The sequence below is a fragment of the Limnohabitans sp. genome (assembly GCF_023910625.1).
Taxonomy (GTDB): Bacteria; Pseudomonadota; Gammaproteobacteria; order Burkholderiales; family Burkholderiaceae_C; genus Limnohabitans_A.
In genome coordinates, this window is sequence record NZ_JAAVVW010000003.1 from 1,743,288 (window position 1) to 1,759,472 (window position 16,185).

A 16,185-nucleotide genomic window follows, 5' to 3' on the forward strand; every position below is an offset into this window, starting at 1 on the left:
ATCCCTGTGCAGTCTTCATCAACCAGCATCGAGACCTGGCAACAAGCGCTGCCCCACGGCATCACGCTGAGCTGTCGCGCCAGCGGCGAACCGGGCCGCCCGGTGCTGCTGTTTTTGCATGGCTTTCCGGAAGGTGCTTGGGTATGGGACCCTTTGCTGGTCCACTTTTCCAAACCCGAAAACGGCGGCTACCGCTGCGTAGCCCCCAACCTGCGCGGCTATGAACGCTCCAGCGCCCCAGACGATGTCAAGGCTTACCGGGCCAAGCACCTGGTGCAGGACATCGTGGCCCTGATTGGCCTGGAATCGGGCCATGCCCCGCTGGCAGCATTGGTCGCCCACGACTGGGGGGGTGCAGTGGCCTGGAACCTGGCCAACCAGCACCCCGAACGGTTGTGCCAACTGGTCATCATCAACTCGCCCCACCCCGGCCCTTTCCTCAAAGCCTTGCAAAATGACCCGGCGCAACAAGCGGCCAGCACTTACATGAACTTTCTGGTGCAGCCCGATGCGGCCGCGAAACTGGCCGCCCACGATTTTGAGCGCCTGTTCGGCTTCCTGACCGGGCAAGACAGCTCATTGGCGTCGCTGAGCCGCCAGGCGGTGTCGCCTGCCCCTTCATGGCTCACACCCGCGATCAAAGCCCAATACCGCCGAGTCTGGCAACACGGCCTGCAAGGCGGCCTCAACTATTACCGCGCATCGCCTTTGCGTCCGGCGACCGCGACCGACCCGGGGGCCAGCGCCGTGCAGATCCCGCCCGAAGCGCTGCACATCGGGGTGCCCACCCTGGTGTTGTGGGCGCAAGACGATGTGGCGCTGCTGCCCTGCTTGAGCGAGGGGCTGGACAAGCATGTGCCCGAACTCAAATTGGTGCCCATCGCCAATGCCACCCACTGGGTGGTGCATGAACAACCCCAACGCGTCATGGCTGAAATCGCCGATTTTCTGCAATCGCCGGCCACCACACCCAAGACCGCCCGGCCCACTCAATAAAAACCGGGCTCAGCTTCAGGCCGGGTCTTGAAACGCTTGTGGACCCAGTAATACTGCTCGGGCATGGTGTCGATCACCGCCTGCAAAACCTGATTCATGCGGGCGGTATCGGCCACAGGGTCTTGACTTGGAAAATCCGGCCAAACTGGCCCCACTTCCAGGCAATAACCTTGAGGCGTCATGCGGGTAGCGACGGTCAACACCCGGGCGTGCCCCAAACGCGCCAAACGCGACAAAGAGGGCACCGTGGCCGCCTGAACGCCATAAAAAGGCACAAACACAGACTCTTTTCGCCCGAAATCCATGTCGGGCAAGAGGTACAGTTTTTCACCATCACGCAAACCCGAGACGATCTGTTTGACCCCCTCTAGCCTGTCAAACAGCCTGATCCGCCCCGATCGGCTGCGCCCCTGGCGCACCCAATCGTCGAACGCCGGGTGACGCTGGCGGGTGTACATGCTGGCCATGGCCACCCCCTGAACCACGGTCAACGCCGTCCCCCCCGCATCCATGCCCACAAAATGCGGTGCCAGCATCACCACCGGCTCCGCTCCCTGCAAGGGACCCAGATCGCCTTGCACGCTCAAGCGCCGACGCAACAATTCGGGTGAACCATGCCACAACCATGCGCGGTCCAGCAAGGACTGCGTCAGCACGACAAAGTGACGCCTGGCCATTTGCCAGCGCTGCAGGGGGCTCAGGTGCGGAAAACACCAGCGCAGGTTGACCCAAACAATGTGCCGCCTCGACCGGGTCAAGACCATCAGCACATGCCCCAAGACCCAACCCAAAGCCCGCAAGAGCCGCAAAGGACAAGGCGCCAGCCAGCGCATCACAACAGGCACCCAACGCATCACAACACCTTGCGCGGGGCTTTGTAGCGGGCGTAAGCCCAAAGATACTGCTGCGCACAGGTCAACACCATCGCCTCCATCGCCTGATTGATCTGCACCACGGCCGTCTCCAGATCGCTCGACAAGTCGTGGCCCAAAGGGCGCGTGTGCAAGCGGTAGCCGCGGCCCCAAGGCAAACGCTCCCCCCAGATCAGCACCACCCGGGCGTCGGTTTGCAAGGCCAAACGCGCCGCCAAAGTCATGGTGTACGCCGGTCGCCCGAAAAACGGAAGCCAAACACCCATGCCCTCCGGCGGCACTTGATCGGGCAACAAGCCAACCGCTTCACCCGCACGCAAGGCCTTGATCATCTGGCGCACACCGGCCAAGTTGGTGGGCACCGCCTGCAGCCCCGGACGCTGCCGCACCAGGGCCATGAGCTCGCCCAAACCAGCGTGGCGGGCAGGACGGTAGAGCACCGTCAAGGGGCCATGTTGCGACGAAAATCGCAACGCCAGCGCCTGGGCCGTGACCTCAAAACAGCCCATGTGCGGGGTCAAAAACAGCACCCCTTGACCACTGGCATAGGCCTGCACAGCGGCGCGGTCATCGGCCCACTCCAAGTGCGGCATGCGGCCCAGCCACAAGCGCGGCAACTCGGCCGTCATGCACCCGGCCTGCCCCACAGCCGGCCACACCCTGCCCCAGCCCAAGCCAGCCTGGCGCGCATTGTCCAGAAAACGGCGTCTGTAACGCCCCGACAAGCACCAGGCCAGCCAGCCGCCCAGGCTGCCCAGCAGATGCAGGGCCCACAAAGGCCAATGCGAAAAAAAGCGAAACCAAAAAAGCATAAGGAGGTGATTTTGCCTTGAACCAGCGACCGCGCGACCACTTCACCCTGCTGGCCCTTGGGCCTGCCAGGCCTGCACCCGGCACTCGCCGCCGGGCATTACCTGTTTTCTGCCCTGCGCGCTACCCTTTCATGCCCGTCCCGCATCAGCGCAGAGGGTCTAACATGAACAAAAACCCGAAAACAACCCCAAACCGTTTATTTCATTCTTTTCAGCGTGAACAAGGCATTGATCATGAAAAACGACACCCTACACCCGCACTATTTCAGCACCAGTCAAGCCGCCAAAATGCTGGGCTTGTCGGTCGGCACCATCCAGCGCATGGTGGAAAACGGGGTGTTCAAAGCCTTTGTGACCCAGGGCGGCCACCGACGCATCCTGTCATCCTCCCTGACCCAGTATTGCAAGCAAAACGGGGTCACGGGCCTGATGACGGCACCTGACGTCCCCTGGGTGTGCGTCCTGCACGACAACCGGCATGTGCCGCCTGCCCTCGAAACAATGGCCCATTGGGCACATGTCAAGCTCATCACCCACCCGCTGGACTTGATGGGCATAGACACCTCAGTGGGGGTTTTTTTCATCGATGCCCGCATCCCATGGCTGCACACCAGCCCGATGCACCTGCAAGACAATTTGATGCAAACCCCCCACATCGTGGTCTACAACAGCGCCCATTTGCCCTCTGACAGCCCACTGCACCTGGCCCAAAAGATCAACCTGTTCGAGGGCGACATCAGCACCGACCTGGTGTACGGCTACTTGCTGGGCAGCTCAGAGTCCAGCGACAGCGATACGCCCCGCCCGCTTCACCAGTAAAAAAATGCCCCGACCTTGAAATCGACCCAAAAGCCCTTATCATTAGCACTCGATGGAGCTGAGTGCTAACAGCAACCCGCTCCTCAGATTTCAGCAGCACCCTAAACCGGTGCTTTTGTTTTTAACCCTTGTTTCAAATCCAGGAGATTCCATGAAACTGCGTCCTTTGGGCGATCGCGTGATCGTCAAGCGTATCGAAAGCGAAACCAAAACAGCCTCGGGCATCGTGATCCCCGATTCGGCTGCAGAAAAGCCCGATCAAGGTGAAGTCTTGGCCGTTGGCCCAGGCAAAACCAATGACAAAGGCGAGACCAAAGCCCTGAGCGTCAAAGTCGGCGACCGCGTGTTGTTCGGCAAGTACAGCGGCCAGACCGTCAAGGTCGGTGGCGACGAGCTGTTGGTCATGAAAGAAGAAGACCTGTTCGCGGTCGTCGAGTAATTAACTTAATTCAGGAGCTACAAAAATGGCAGCAAAAGACGTAATTTTCGGCGGCGAAGCCCGCGCACGCATGGTTGAAGGCGTGAACATTTTGGCCAACGCGGTCAAAGTGACTTTGGGCCCTAAGGGTCGCAACGTGGTTCTGGAGCGTTCTTTCGGCGCCCCCACCGTGACCAAGGACGGTGTGTCCGTGGCCAAGGAAATCGAACTCAAAGACAAGCTGCAAAACATGGGCGCGCAGATGGTCAAGGAAGTCGCTTCCAAGACGTCTGACAACGCTGGTGACGGCACAACGACTGCCACCGTATTGGCTCAAGCCATCGTGCGCGAAGGCATGAAGTACGTGGCCGCAGGCATGAACCCCATGGACCTGAAGCGCGGCATCGACAAGGCAGTGACTGCCCTGATCGAAGAGCTGAAGAAGGCCACCAAGGCCACCACCACCACCAAAGAAATCGCCCAAGTCGGTTCGATCTCTGCCAACAGCGACCACAGCATCGGCGACATCATCGCCAAGGCCATGGACAAAGTGGGCAAAGAAGGCGTGATCACTGTCGAAGACGGCAAGTCTTTGGACAACGAACTCGACATCGTTGAAGGCATGCAGTTCGACCGCGGCTACCTGTCGCCTTACTTCATCAACAACCCAGAAAAGCAAGCCGCTTTGCTGGACAACCCCTTCGTGTTGTTGTTCGACAAGAAGATCAGCAACATCCGCGATCTGCTGCCCACACTGGAAGCCGTTGCCAAAGCTGGCCGTCCTTTGTTGATCATTGCCGAAGAAGTCGAAGGCGAAGCCTTGGCAACTTTGGTGGTCAACACCATCCGTGGCATCTTGAAGGTTGTGGCTGTCAAGGCTCCAGGCTTTGGTGACCGTCGCAAAGCCATGTTGGAAGACATCGCCATCTTGACCGGCGGCAAAGTGATCGCTGAAGAAGTGGGCCTGACCCTGGAAAAGGTCACCCTGGCCGATCTGGGCCAAGCCAAGCGCATCGAAGTGGGCAAAGAAAACACCATCATCATCGACGGCGCTGGCGCTGCGATCGACATCGAAGCCCGCGTCAAACAAGTGCGCATGCAAATCGAAGAAGCCACTTCTGACTACGATCGCGAAAAGCTGCAAGAGCGCGTGGCCAAGTTGGCTGGCGGTGTGGCCGTGATCAAGGTGGGCGCTGCCACCGAAGTCGAAATGAAAGAAAAGAAGGCCCGCGTGGAAGACGCCCTGCACGCCACCCGCGCTGCAGTGGAAGAAGGCATCGTGGCTGGTGGTGGCGTGGCTTTGCTGCGCGCACGTCAGGCTGCTGGCACCATCAAAGGTGACAACGCTGACCAAGACGCCGGCATCAAGCTGGTGTTGAAAGCCATCGAAGCGCCTCTGCGCGAGATCGTGTACAACGCTGGCGGCGAGCCCTCAGTGGTGGTGAACGCTGTGTTGGCCGGCAAAGGCAACTACGGCTTCAACGCTGCGAACGACACCTACGGCGACATGATCGAAATGGGCATCTTGGACCCCACCAAAGTGACACGCACGGCTTTGCAAAATGCAGCGTCTGTGGCCTCTTTGATGCTCACCACAGAGTGCATGATCTCCGAAGCCCCGAAGGACGAGTCCGGCGCTGGCGGCGGCGGCATGCCTGACATGGGCGGCATGGGTGGTATGGGCGGCATGGGCATGTAATTGCCCTGTCTGTCTGGACTGAGGGTTTGCGCCCTCACCCGGCCAAACAAAAGCCCCGCAAGGTGAAAGCCTTGCGGGGCTTTTTTATTCTTTGTGAAATATTTGCATGCTAAGGTGCCGGTTTAAAAGTAATAAAAAATATGCAAACAGCAAACCGTAAATTTCATCGCATACGGTTGAATTTCTTATCCGTTTTTCACGACACACCGCTTACTGGGATCATGATCTCAAAAGGTCCAGATCCAGCCCATGCGGCAAATAGTTGTTGAAGTCTTGGTCCAGTGTGGTCAGACGCAATCCGGCGGCAATAGCAAAGGCAGCGAGGTAGGCGTCCATCCAGACTTTTGGAGACGCACTGTTCAACCCAGCAAGACTGCGCCAAAGCCCGAACACGCCCGGTGGCTCGTCTTGCCACGCCACTTGTGGCAAGGCTTGCAGGTTGTCCAGAGTGAGCAGCGCATCGCTGTTGGTCAGCGGAAAAGCCCCATAGGCTTTTGCCAAGGCCGCCGTGGAGAGCAGGCGTAAAAAGCTTTGTTGCGTGGCGCGACAAAAAACCGCAGCTTGCGACGCGGTCGCTTGGCGCAACGCCTGTCTGGCCACGCTGTGCGAGGGGTGCTGTTCAAAAGTAGCGGCCAGCCACGCGCTTGTGTCAAAGAGAGATCCCCCCACGCTGCATGTCCTCCTGGGTGAGCAAGTCCTGTTCGAGCGCTATCAAGGCTTCGGCGGTCATGGACCTGGATGGGGCATCGTCGCTGCCTCGGATGATCGGCAGCCCGTCGGCACCGATTTCAACCCGCGATCCCGGCGGCGGTGTCGCCGGCCGAAGCGCACCCATCCCCAATCCTTGGCGCAGAAAGTCAGCAGCCAGATCGCGCAGTGTTCGCCCCTGCATCAAGGCGCGCAGTTTCATTTCGCGGACCAGTTCGTCGGGCAAGTCAAGTGTGGTTTTCATCTGAGCAAGTTTACCAGTTAGCTGGTTTACCGGCAACGCTTGTCTTTGTTGGAGCAACATACAGGGAATCAAGTTGAGCGGTGGAAGCCCTGGCGACACTGGTGGTCAACACCATCCGTGGCATCTTGAAGGTTGTGGCTGTCAAGGCTCCAGGCTTTGGTGACCGTCGCAAAGCCATGTTGGAAGACATCGCCATCTTGACCGGCGGCAAAGTGATCGCTGAAGAAGTGGGCCTGACCCTGGAAAAGGTCACCCTGGCCGATCTGGGCCAAGCCAAGCGCATCGAAGTGGGCAAAGAAAACACCATCATCATCGACGGCGCTGGCGCTGCGATCGACATCGAAGCCCGCGTCAAACAAGTGCGCATGCAAATCGAAGAAGCCACTTCTGACTACGATCGCGAAAAGCTGCAAGAGCGCGTGGCCAAGTTGGCTGGCGGTGTGGCCGTGATCAAGGTGGGCGCTGCCACCGAAGTCGAAATGAAAGAAAAGAAGGCCCGCGTGGAAGACGCCCTGCACGCCACCCGCGCTGCAGTGGAAGAAGGCATCGTGGCTGGTGGTGGCGTGGCTTTGCTGCGCGCACGTCAGGCTGCTGGCACCATCAAAGGTGACAACGCTGACCAAGACGCCGGCATCAAGCTGGTGTTGAAAGCCATCGAAGCGCCTCTGCGCGAGATCGTGTACAACGCTGGCGGCGAGCCCTCAGTGGTGGTGAACGCTGTGTTGGCCGGCAAAGGCAACTACGGCTTCAACGCTGCGAACGACACCTACGGCGACATGATCGAAATGGGCATCTTGGACCCCACCAAAGTGACACGCACGGCTTTGCAAAATGCAGCGTCTGTGGCCTCTTTGATGCTCACAACAGAGTGCATGATCTCCGAAGCCCCGAAGGACGAGTCCGGCGCTGGCGGCGGCGGCATGCCTGACATGGGCGGCATGGGTGGTATGGGCGGCATGGGCATGTAATTGCCCTGTCTGTCTGGACTGAGGGTTTGCGCCCTCACCCGGCCAAACAAAAGCCCCGCAAGGTGAAAGCCTTGCGGGGCTTTTTTGTTCTTTGTGAAATCTTTGCATGCTAAAGTACCGGCTAAATAGTAATTAAAAAATATGCAAACCGCAAACCGCAAACCGCAAACCGCAAACCGCAAACTTTTTTCCTTTTTGCCCGTAGGCATCAAGCAACTTAGCCCTTGCCATAGGCGAGTGTCATGAACACCTGGCAAGAAGACCTGCTCAATTTGCTGCTGATTCCTGAAACCTCACCAGAGGCGATCTTTGCCCACATCCAACGTGCAACTGTGCAATTAGGTTTTGAGCACGTGGCCTTCGGCTTTCAAGCCCCCTACCCTGTCACGAACCCGAACGTCACCTTACTCAACAACTACCCCACGGCGTGGCAACAACGCTACGCACAAGCGGGCTACTTGCTCACCGACCCCACCGTGTCTCACGGCAGACAAAGCCAAACCCCCATTGTGTGGAACGACCAAGCCTTTGCCAGCAACCGAGCATTGTGGGCCGACGCGCAAGACCACGGCATCAAAACCGGCTGGGCACAGTCATGCCTAGAGCGCAGCGGCGCGGGCAGCCTGCTGACCCTGTGCCGCCGCGCCGAGCCCTTAACCACCAGCGAGCTGCAAGCCAAAGAAGCGTCCATGCGCTGGCTGGTGCAAGTGGCCCATGTGATTTTGTCGCGCGCTGTCTTGTCACAAGAAAAAATAACTTACGCTGCTTTGACAAAGCGTGAACGAGAGGTGTTGCAATGGTCTGCCGACGGCAAATCGGCACAAGACATTGCCGACATTCTCAACCTCAGTAAAGGCGCGGTCGACTTTCATCTCAAAAACAGCATCCAGAAGCTGAATGCACCCAACAAAACCGCCGCCGTAGCCCGCGCTGCACTGATGGGCTGGTTGAGTTAATCGAACACGTAAGGCCACAGCGGGCATACTGGCCGGCATGAACATCACAAACATGGGGCAGGTACAAGCCAGCGTGCAAGAGCTGCTATCCCTGCGCCTGAAACACCTCCACTCTGCCGTTGACCCCGAACCCGGCAACACCCCGCCCCATCAACGCTGCGGCACAACAACTACGCTGAGCGGCTACACCGAATGGGTAGGCGACACCCACTTGCCCATCTCTCTGGGTTGGGATTGGTGCATACAAGCACACGCCCACAGGGCCCAATGGCAACGCGACGAACTGCCGCGAACAAACATCCAACTGGTGAACGAACAAGGCCACCCACTGCACTGGGAAGACAACCTTCGCGTCCTGGCCACCTGGGTGGACGCACAAAACTGGCAACACGCCGTTGCCAACGCCGTGAGTGCTGCCGAGCACTGAACTGGCACAGCAGAAAAGCGATCTCTGCGCTGCATCACGCCGAACCGTGGCGAGTCAAAAATTGATTAAAACCTACTATTTTTAGCAGTTACAAAACATCAAGCAGTCCATCAGAATTCAATCCAAGGTCACACACAGATCAAAGAATTTATGAATAAATTAAATATTACTACTGATTGCCAATCAACAGTCATAGGCGTCGCGGTTCCTGAAGGACCGCACCGTGACGGCCACCTTTTCGTGATGAACGCCGTGGTCAACCGCAGCAACATAAGCGGCGGCGTGACTCAACTGATGCCAACAGGAGGAGGCGAGCCGTTTTTCGAAGACGTGTTGCACGACAACGAGGCCATCATCATCAAGGATGCGGCCATGTGGCATCACGCCACCAACATCCTTCCTTTGAACGGATCGTCCGGCCATCGGGACATCTTGATCATCACCTTTAACGACTGGGCACATCGCCGCTATGGTGAGGAATTCGAACGAAACCTTGGCGTGATCCATGCGGACGTCAACTGATGGCCGAGAGTCACGTAACTTTTCTGCTCAGTGTCACCACGCTTTACACGATGCTGGCAATCAGCCCGGGGCCGAACTTCCTCGTCATCACGCAAGCGGCGATCAGTCGTTCGCGATCGCAGGCCCTGTGCATTGCGCTCGGTGTATCGACCGCGAGCGTCATTTGGGCAAGCCTTGCAGCGCTTGGCCTGGGAATCGTCCTGGAGCAGTTCCTGTGGCTCCAGCGGGCGCTCCAATTGCTCGGAGGCTGCTACCTGCTCTATGTCGGCGTAAAGATGCTCTTGAAGGCGAGAACGCCACTGGATGTCGGACCATCCGTAGTCGCCGTGGTCAGCGACTGGCAAGCCTATCGTGCAGGGCTCTTGACCAACTTGGCCAACCCTAAGACGCTGATGTTCTTCACCAGTGTCTTCGCCAGCCTTTTCTCCGGTGATCTGACCGCGAACGTGAAGCTAGCGGCCATATTCGTGGTGGCTGCGATCTCGATTGCGTGGAACGTGCTGACCGTCACCATCTTCGCGATGGAAAAAAGCCGTCGCGTCTATGCGCGCGGCAAGGTCTGGATAGACACGATCATCGGCGCGTTCATCACTTTTTTCAGCTTAAAGCTGATTACCAACCTGTAGGGTCTACCGTCAGCGCGGTTGGTCCTTCGCTCTAGGTTTGCATGCTAACCGGAAAGCACTCATGAGTTACGATCGCAATCCTGACGTCGACCAGACAACTCAGCCCTCGTACAACAAGCGCGACAGCTTGATCCTCATCCCGAGATTTCGACTGCGCCTGGGAGAGTGTTTTATCGCTCGCGGGGTCTCACCAGATCGCTACTTTGCCGCGACAGAGCAAGATGCCACATTGAACATAGGCAATCAAGACCAAACGCGTCAATGGAGTCGGCTTTAGAAAATGACAAGCATAAAGGGTAGGCGCGCTGCTCATTTTTGATCAGGCGCTTGCTCCCGACGTCGTCGTTGATCTTGGCGGCAGGCCCTAATGAGTTGGCCCCAAAAACAGTCGAGCTCGCCTTTCGATGGTGCGTTGATCCTCCTCGACGATATTGTTCAAGTATCAGGACAAGGCCACCCACTGCACTGGGAAGACAACCTTCGCGTCCTGGCCACCTGGGTGGACGCACAAAACTGGCAACACGCCGTTGCCAACGCCGTGAGTGCTGCCGAGCACTGAACTGGCACAGCAGAAAAGCGATCTCTGCGCTGCATCACGCCGAACCGTGGCGAGTCAAAAATTGATTAAAACCTACTATTTTTAGCAGTTACAAAACATCAAGCAGTCCATCAGAATTCAATCCAAGGTCACACACAGACCAAGGGATGAAGGAAATGCTGCAATTCAGCTCAGGCACCAGGCAACAACTGCCACCACAGCTCTTTGAGCAAATGGGGCACTACCGCCGCGAGGTGTTCATCAACCAACTGGGTTGGAAGCTGAACACCACCCACGGCATGGAACTCGATGAGTTTGACGGGCCAGAAGCGGTTTATGTGTGTTCGCAAGACGAAGATGGCAACGTCAATGGCGTGGCGAGGTTGCTGCCAACTACCGGCCCGTATTTGATGGAGAAAGTGTTTCCGCAGCTTTGGGCTGGAAATGAGCTGCCGTGTAATCCGCAGATCTGGGAGTTATCGAGATTTGCGATGGTGGACCAGGCCAAGTCTGCAGCAGTATCGCTTCAACAAGCATCCTCTGCTGCCGCGACAAAGCTGCTTCGTCAGGTGATTCGCGCCGCCGATGTAAATGGTGCGAAATCATTGGTAACGGTATCGCCAGTTGCTATGGAGCGGCTGCTACGCCTCAATGGATTCGATGTGCGTCGTGCGGGCGTACCGACGTTCCAGCAAGATACTTACATTGTTGCGCTGCACCTCAATTTGGGCAGCCAGTTACTTTCCACTGACGGTTTGGCGGTTCCAGCCCGAAAGTCTGAATGACATTGTTCCCCGCAAGCGCTTCGGCTCATGGCAAAAGTGGGTTTCTGCACCTCCAAAGAAACCGGAAAAGTGTGAAAAACATGCCGCCCCCTCATTGTTGATGGCAATAGGAAGGCAAGCGTGTTGATGTTCATACAGCCCAATCGAAATCAATCGCAAATCTGACCTGCAAGGGGACAAAATTGAATACAGCTGAACAGAAATTCAGGCCTATCGAACCCGTCACGGCCCTCCCGGTTGCACCGATTCGCCAAACCCGCGGGTTTCCAACTTGGCATTTCTCGATGATGAACGACCATGCACGCAACCGCGCAATCCTGGAGGCGATCTCGGCCATTGATCTGAAAGGCAAGGCCGTGTTCGAAATCGGCACTGGAGCCGGCCTGGTCGCAATGCACTTTGCGCGCAACGGCGCTCGCCATGTGTATACCTGCGAAATGGATAAGCAGCTTTATAAACTGGCTGTCCAAACAATCGCGCTGAATGGTCTTAGTGACCGGATCACCGTCATTCATGCCTCCAGCACCGAGTTCATCCGCTCGGAAGCATTCGACTTCTAACCCGACGTGATTTTTACAGAAACACTGGATTGCGGTGTCATCGGGGAAGGATATGCAAACGTCTCAGCAGACATCGCGAGCATTTCGCGCCCCGAAACCATCATACTTCCGTCCGAAATCCGGCAGTACGGTTTCCTGGTCAATTCCGACGACATTGCCGAGCAGAATTGCGTCGTGTCGAGTAGTGAACTGGACCTGAGCACGATCAACCGCTTCTCTACGCAGTCGTACTTTCCGGTGCGCTACAAGTTATTCAAGGCGAAGACGCTGTCGCAGACCACGGAACTTCGGCGCTACACCTATCTTGACAAGCCGCGTAACGCCGACACCTTCTCGCTTTGTGCCTATGCCTCCGGAACGAGCCACGGGATCGTCTCATTCTTCCATGCCCAATTCGGTGATTCAATCGTTTCGAACGATGTCCGAGACAGCGGCCATTGGCATCAGGCGTTCCACCCATTCCCCGAACCGATTCAGGTGAAGCCAGGCAAAAAATATTCTTTCCTACTGCGCCCCGATGGCTCGATCTCACTTTGCAACGGATAAGGAAGAAGAGATGAAAAAGACTGTCAAAGACAACCGCATTGTCGAGGACTTCTCGACGGCCAACCACGATTTATGTCGTGACGCAATACTCGGATTCTGTGAATCCCCGCTGTTTTCCGACAACGAACACCGCTACGAGGAGGCCTACTTTGGCCGACGTCTTCGTCCGCATGTGGTTAAGCACCTAAATTTTACAAAGCCAGCGCTGCCCAGCGAGTTGGCTAACTACACAGCATTCGCCGCAAACCGAATCCTCTTTACGATGAACGAGGTAGATTTCCTGATGATGCCGTCGGGAAAAATAGATACAACGGCATTTTCGAAGCGCTATTCCGATGAGAAGATTGCCCAAGCTTACCTTGGTATGCCTTATCTTGAGAAATATCTCTTCTCGTTTCTTGATGATGAAATCGTCCTTTCAAGCAACTGGACGATGCGAACGGTCAAAGAGTATTTCAGCAACTTCTGCATTGAAGCCCGCAGACTAGATACGCTGCCCTCGGCCGAGGCGATTGTCAACGCAAAGCAGCCTGCCACGGCGGCCCGCGACTGGCTGGTTCAATTGGCGCCGGACTTCCTGATCGAATCCAGCCCCATGGCCCGATATGCCAGTGGAAACTACGGCGCGCTATCTTCATCGCTGTTCAAAATAATCATCGATGAGCTTGGCTACGGCGAATACAAAAGAAAGCACTCGACGCTCTTTGAAGAAACAATGAAATCGGCCGGCCTAGACCCGGAACCACACAAATACTGGCAGTATTATCTTAACGGTAGCCTGATGCTGGCCAACTATTACAACCGCATCACACGTAATCGTCGAAATATTTTCAGATACATAGGCGCGATCTTCTTGGCAGAAACCGGCTTTATTCGCAGCTGCGCAATTTGGCGCGACGCCCTGAAATCAGCCATTCCGGAGCTTGATGTCCGCTACTTTGATGAGCACTGCCACATCGATATTGATCACAGCAGAATGGCCTTCGACAGCTTGGTCCGCCCGTCAATCGAAAAGTATGGCCAATTCGCTGCGAATGAAATCGTCCGAGGGTTTGAAGAAGCTCGATGGATTTCCGAATTCGCAGAAAACGATTTTGTCGAGCAGATCAGGTGGAAGGAAGAAGCTGAGGAGAACACCCTTAAGTACCGCAAGATTTGGCCTAAGGTGCAGGCCGCCTATGAGGCGGGCAGCCTTACCAGGGTGCTGCTGGATGAGCCGCGCGGAGAGTTGTCGATCACTCACTCGCACGACGGCGACGAGCTTTGCCATGTCACTTCGGGCGAAATGGAGTTTCTGAACGGCTTTCAGCTTTCGTCGACGCTGAAAGACGACGACGGCATCATCATCCGGCACCACCGCTTGCATGGCGCCTTGATCCATTCGGAAAATTGCAAGTACGAAATTTACACTATCGGCGATGTGTCCAAATGGCTGTGAAACGTATCCCTTTCGCATCCGACAGTCGGCTATTGATTGACATCCCACAGGAAGGCAAACGCTTGCTGGTGCAGATCGAGGCTGATGAGGTCCGCGTTATCAGCGACAAGTGCCGGCATCGCGGCGGGCCTATCCACCTTTGTTATGAAGATGTTGATAAGGTGCGCCGGTGTCCATGGCACGACCGAAAGGTAGATCGCGACGATATTTCTGACGAGGTCTGCGCCACCTATCACCGACAATCGGGCGTGATGTGCTTGGTCAGCCGATTCCCCGAGAACGTGTTGTGGCCCACCCGGATAATTGTGCATGCCGATGCTGGCTTAACTAAGAGGGTTTTTATCGAGACTCAGCCGCGAATGGCCGATTCAATTTCTGGAGCAGTTGTATGGAAATGTTAGGCGCTTTCACCATGGCGGTTGTCGCACTGATGGTTGTTCCAGGTCCAGATATGGTTTATTGCATTTCGAATGGGCTTTCTTATGGAAAGCGCGGTGCTTTTTATTCAGCAATAGGTGTCGGACTTGGTGGGCTTGTCCTGACATTTGCGACTGCAGGAATCATTTATGCAGCCCATGGCGTTGATGGAAGGCTGACCCTCACCATTCAGATTGGCGGGTGCATCTATTTGCTTTACCTCAGTTTCATAATAATTGCGTCCCGTCAAAGCAAAGAAAGCGCTGGTAATCAGGCCACCCATGCCACCACACGCCAGATGCTGACGAGGGGAATGATCACGAACATTTCGAACCCAAAGGCCCTTGTATTTTTCTTATCGTTCATACCCCAATTTATTCCAGTCACAGCCGACAACCCAGCTCTTTATTCAATCTGGCTGGGTGTTCTACTTTGCGCGATCGGAGTGACGATGAATTTTTGCTTCGGCTTGCTAGGGTCTGTTGCATCGCCCTTAGACAGTGTTGTCATTTTTAACCGATCTTTGGGACAGATTCTGTTGTCCATGGTGTTCTTTGTTGTCGCAATCAGTTTTTTAATCAACATCTACAAGATAACTATCCATCGTTGAAGGCATGCAGTTTGACCGCGGCTACCTGTCGCCTTACTTCATCAACAACCCTGAAAAGCAAGCCGCTTTGCTGGACAACCCCTTTGTGTTGTTGTTCGACAAGAAGATCAGCAACATCCGTGACTTGCTGCCCACATTGGAAGCCGTCGCCAAAGCGGGCCGTCCTTTGCTGATCATTGCCGAAGAAGTCGAAGGCGAAGCCTTGGCAACTTTGGTGGTCAACACCATCCGTGGCATCTTGAAGGTTGTGGCTGTCAAGGCTCCAGGCTTTGGTGACCGTCGCAAAGCCATGTTGGAAGACATCGCCATCTTGACCGGCGGCAAAGTGATCGCTGAAGAAGTGGGCCTGACCCTGGAAAAGGTCACCCTGGCCGATCTGGGCCAAGCCAAGCGCATCGAAGTGGGCAAAGAAAACACCATCATCATCGACGGCGCTGGCGCTGCGATCGACATCGAAGCCCGCGTCAAACAAGTGCGCATGCAAATCGAAGAAGCCACTTCTGACTACGATCGCGAAAAGCTGCAAGAGCGCGTGGCCAAGTTGGCTGGCGGTGTGGCCGTGATCAAGGTGGGCGCTGCCACCGAAGTCGAAATGAAAGAAAAGAAGGCCCGCGTGGAAGACGCCCTGCACGCCACCCGCGCTGCAGTGGAAGAAGGCATCGTGGCTGGTGGTGGCGTGGCTTTGCTGCGCGCACGTCAGGCTGCTGGCACCATCAAAGGTGACAACGCTGACCAAGACGCCGGCATCAAGCTGGTGTTGAAAGCCATCGAAGCGCCTCTGCGCGAGATCGTGTACAACGCTGGCGGCGAGCCCTCAGTGGTGGTGAACGCTGTGTTGGCCGGCAAAGGCAACTACGGCTTCAACGCTGCGAACGACACCTACGGCGACATGATCGAAATGGGCATCTTGGACCCCACCAAAGTGACACGCACGGCTTTGCAAAATGCAGCGTCTGTGGCCTCTTTGATGCTCACAACAGAGTGCATGATCTCCGAAGCCCCGAAGGACGAGTCCGGCGCTGGCGGCGGCGGCATGCCTGACATGGGCGGCATGGGTGGTATGGGCGGCATGGGCATGTAAGTGCCAAGCCGGTCATCTGACCACGGTCTGTCGACCCGGGCTTGAACCGGGGTGCATGACCGCAAAGCCCCGCACGGCTTTCACCTTGCGGGGCTTTTTTGCATCGACACGTTCGATTTCGCTTGTCACCGCAAGATACACGC

Annotated in this window: 19 protein-coding genes and 2 pseudogenes; 17 read left to right on the top strand and 4 right to left on the bottom strand. The window is 56.4% G+C overall.

Annotation, left to right across the window (positions count from 1 at the left end; all coding sequences use genetic code 11):
* The first annotated feature begins 6 nt into the window (after positions 1-6).
* The gene (locus HEQ17_RS11695; protein ID WP_296292907.1) at positions 7-996 is read left to right on the top strand and encodes an alpha/beta hydrolase; all 990 of its coding nucleotides are present in this window, start codon (positions 7-9) and stop codon (positions 994-996) included.
* Here HEQ17_RS11695 and HEQ17_RS11700 read toward each other — a convergent pair.
* Both HEQ17_RS11700 and HEQ17_RS11705 read right to left on the bottom strand, forming a co-directional pair.
* Complete coding sequence (locus HEQ17_RS11700) at positions 990-1,850, bottom strand: lipid A biosynthesis acyltransferase (RefSeq protein WP_296292908.1); 861 nt, start codon at positions 1,848-1,850, stop codon at positions 990-992. The two genes, HEQ17_RS11695 and HEQ17_RS11700, sit on opposite strands and share 7 nt — an antisense overlap.
* Positions 1,850-2,680 carry a lysophospholipid acyltransferase family protein gene (locus tag HEQ17_RS11705; protein WP_296292909.1) on the bottom strand — a complete coding sequence of 277 codons (831 nt, stop codon included), beginning with the start codon at positions 2,678-2,680 and terminating at the stop codon, positions 1,850-1,852. Before HEQ17_RS11705 ends, HEQ17_RS11700 begins: the two co-directional genes overlap by 1 nt.
* A 234-nt stretch (positions 2,681-2,914) precedes the next feature.
* Here HEQ17_RS11705 and HEQ17_RS11710 point away from each other — a divergent pair, with 234 nt between their 5' ends.
* The 3 genes from HEQ17_RS11710 (at position 2,915) to groL (ending at position 5,616) form a co-directional block, all read left to right on the top strand.
* Complete coding sequence (locus HEQ17_RS11710; RefSeq protein WP_296292910.1) at positions 2,915-3,499, top strand: helix-turn-helix domain-containing protein; 585 nt, start codon at positions 2,915-2,917, stop codon at positions 3,497-3,499.
* A 151-nt stretch (positions 3,500-3,650) separates the two neighbouring features.
* A complete protein-coding gene (gene groES, locus HEQ17_RS11715; RefSeq protein ID WP_019426307.1) occupies positions 3,651-3,938 on the top strand; it encodes a co-chaperone GroES in 288 nt (95 codons plus the stop codon).
* Positions 3,939-3,963: 25 nt separating this feature from the next.
* Positions 3,964-5,616 (top strand): chaperonin GroEL, encoded by a 1,653-nt coding sequence (groL, locus tag HEQ17_RS11720; protein WP_296292911.1) that lies wholly within the window; start codon positions 3,964-3,966, stop codon positions 5,614-5,616.
* A gap of 219 nt (positions 5,617-5,835) precedes the next feature.
* Here groL and HEQ17_RS11725 read toward each other — a convergent pair whose 3' ends face one another.
* Both HEQ17_RS11725 and HEQ17_RS11730 read right to left on the bottom strand, forming a co-directional pair.
* Positions 5,836-6,285 carry a TA system VapC family ribonuclease toxin gene (locus HEQ17_RS11725; protein WP_296292912.1) on the bottom strand — a complete coding sequence of 150 codons (450 nt, stop codon included), beginning with the start codon at positions 6,283-6,285 and terminating at the stop codon, positions 5,836-5,838.
* Positions 6,266-6,628: a hypothetical protein gene (locus HEQ17_RS11730; RefSeq protein WP_296293782.1), complete on the bottom strand. Its 363-nt coding sequence runs from the start codon at positions 6,626-6,628 to the stop codon at positions 6,266-6,268. The genes HEQ17_RS11725 and HEQ17_RS11730 overlap by 20 nt, the downstream gene beginning before the upstream one ends.
* Here HEQ17_RS11730 and groEL (HEQ17_RS11735) point away from each other — a divergent pair.
* The 13 genes and pseudogenes from groEL (HEQ17_RS11735) to groEL (HEQ17_RS11790) form a co-directional block, all read left to right on the top strand.
* A pseudogene (groEL, locus tag HEQ17_RS11735) lies at positions 6,565-7,536 on the top strand (chaperonin GroEL); the annotation flags it as partial. The gene HEQ17_RS11730 and the pseudogene groEL (HEQ17_RS11735) overlap by 64 nt on opposite strands.
* A gap of 242 nt (positions 7,537-7,778) precedes the next feature.
* The gene (locus HEQ17_RS11740; protein ID WP_296292913.1) at positions 7,779-8,492 is read left to right on the top strand and encodes an autoinducer binding domain-containing protein; all 714 of its coding nucleotides are present in this window, start codon (positions 7,779-7,781) and stop codon (positions 8,490-8,492) included.
* A 37-nt stretch (positions 8,493-8,529) separates the two neighbouring features.
* The gene (locus tag HEQ17_RS11745) at positions 8,530-8,919 is read left to right on the top strand and encodes a DUF4902 domain-containing protein (RefSeq protein WP_296292914.1); all 390 of its coding nucleotides are present in this window, start codon (positions 8,530-8,532) and stop codon (positions 8,917-8,919) included.
* Between the two features lie 150 nt (positions 8,920-9,069).
* Positions 9,070-9,441, top strand: coding sequence for a 2OG-Fe dioxygenase family protein (locus tag HEQ17_RS11750; protein WP_296292915.1), 372 nt, complete (start codon positions 9,070-9,072; stop codon positions 9,439-9,441).
* Complete coding sequence (locus HEQ17_RS11755) at positions 9,441-10,067, top strand: LysE family transporter (RefSeq protein WP_296292916.1); 627 nt, start codon at positions 9,441-9,443, stop codon at positions 10,065-10,067. Before HEQ17_RS11750 ends, HEQ17_RS11755 begins: the two co-directional genes overlap by 1 nt.
* A 367-nt stretch (positions 10,068-10,434) precedes the next feature.
* The gene (locus HEQ17_RS11760; protein ID WP_296292917.1) at positions 10,435-10,626 is read left to right on the top strand and encodes a hypothetical protein; all 192 of its coding nucleotides are present in this window, start codon (positions 10,435-10,437) and stop codon (positions 10,624-10,626) included.
* A gap of 146 nt (positions 10,627-10,772) precedes the next feature.
* Positions 10,773-11,390, top strand: coding sequence for an acyl-homoserine-lactone synthase (locus tag HEQ17_RS11765; RefSeq protein ID WP_296292918.1), 618 nt, complete (start codon positions 10,773-10,775; stop codon positions 11,388-11,390).
* 182 nt (positions 11,391-11,572) lie between these two features.
* Positions 11,573-11,950 carry a 50S ribosomal protein L11 methyltransferase gene (locus HEQ17_RS11770; RefSeq protein WP_296292919.1) on the top strand — a complete coding sequence of 126 codons (378 nt, stop codon included), beginning with the start codon at positions 11,573-11,575 and terminating at the stop codon, positions 11,948-11,950.
* Positions 11,951-11,956: 6 nt separating this feature from the next.
* The gene (locus HEQ17_RS11775; protein ID WP_296292920.1) at positions 11,957-12,496 is read left to right on the top strand and encodes a hypothetical protein; all 540 of its coding nucleotides are present in this window, start codon (positions 11,957-11,959) and stop codon (positions 12,494-12,496) included.
* A gap of 10 nt (positions 12,497-12,506) precedes the next feature.
* A complete protein-coding gene (locus tag HEQ17_RS11780) occupies positions 12,507-13,934 on the top strand; it encodes an iron-containing redox enzyme family protein (RefSeq protein ID WP_296292921.1) in 1,428 nt (475 codons plus the stop codon).
* Positions 13,925-14,335, top strand: a complete 411-nt coding sequence (locus tag HEQ17_RS16065) for a Rieske 2Fe-2S domain-containing protein (RefSeq protein WP_366938042.1) — start codon at positions 13,925-13,927, stop codon at positions 14,333-14,335. The genes HEQ17_RS11780 and HEQ17_RS16065 overlap by 10 nt, the downstream gene beginning before the upstream one ends.
* Positions 14,336-14,364: 29 nt before the next feature.
* A complete protein-coding gene (locus tag HEQ17_RS11785) occupies positions 14,365-14,961 on the top strand; it encodes a LysE family translocator (protein WP_296293743.1) in 597 nt (198 codons plus the stop codon).
* A pseudogene (groEL, locus tag HEQ17_RS11790) lies at positions 14,954-16,042 on the top strand (chaperonin GroEL); the annotation flags it as partial. The gene HEQ17_RS11785 and the pseudogene groEL (HEQ17_RS11790), both read left to right, overlap by 8 nt.
* Positions 16,043-16,185: the final 143 nt, after the last annotated feature.